This is a genomic window from Bartonella sp. MR168JLCBS (assembly GCF_042194175.1).
This window is the reverse complement of the sequence record NZ_JBHIMP010000378.1, coordinates 1-706: the sequence shown is the minus strand read 5'-3', so window position 1 is coordinate 706 and position 706 is coordinate 1. Positions and strand designations below refer to the sequence as shown.

Here is a 706-nt window from a genome sequence, read left to right as displayed (position 1 = left end):
TAAAGAGCAGGAAAATCCAGTTTTAAAGTCTGTCATTCAGCTCTGCTTTGTGCAGGGCTTTTTTTATGGAGAAATTTATGCGAAAAATATCACAAGAAGGACTTGCACTGATTAAACAGTGGGAAGGATTGCGCTTAAACGCCTATCAAGATGCTGTCGGTCTATGGACAATAGGTTACGGCCATACCAGTGATGCTGGAAAACCTTCTGTTCGCAAAGGCATGAAGATCACAGAAAAGAAAGCTGCAGAACTTCTTTGTCAAGACTTGCAACAATTTGAAAATGCTGTTGAGCAAGCTGTTACCGTTTCTTTAACAGATGAACAATTCGCAGCATTAGTGTCCTTTTGTTATAATGTAGGAACGGCAGCATTTTGCAATTCTATGCTTTTAAAAAAGCTTAACAAGGGTGACTATGAATCGGTTCCAGCCGAATTACAGAAATGGACCAAAGCAGGTGGGAAACGCCTTCAAGGTCTTGTGAATAGACGTGCAGCCGAAGCAGGATTATGGGCGAAAGGGTCTTATGTTTCTTCTAATACTCAAACAGTGGAAATAAAAGCATCAACGGGGTTTTTAAAAGCAGAAGCGCTTCCACCAATTATTGGTTCTTTTTCTGGACTTGGAGGCTTGCTCACAGGCCATGGTCCTGTCCAAGGGGCCTTAGCTTTTGTGATGAGTTTAGCAGCATGTGCCGGCATTGTCTT

1 protein-coding gene is annotated in these 706 nt (G+C 42.2%); it reads left to right on the top strand.

Annotated elements, in window-relative coordinates:
* Window positions 1–77: 77 nt before the first annotated feature.
* The coding region (locus ACFIK8_RS11495; protein WP_375669503.1) for a lysozyme at window positions 78–706 on the top strand (629 nt) is incomplete at its 3' end.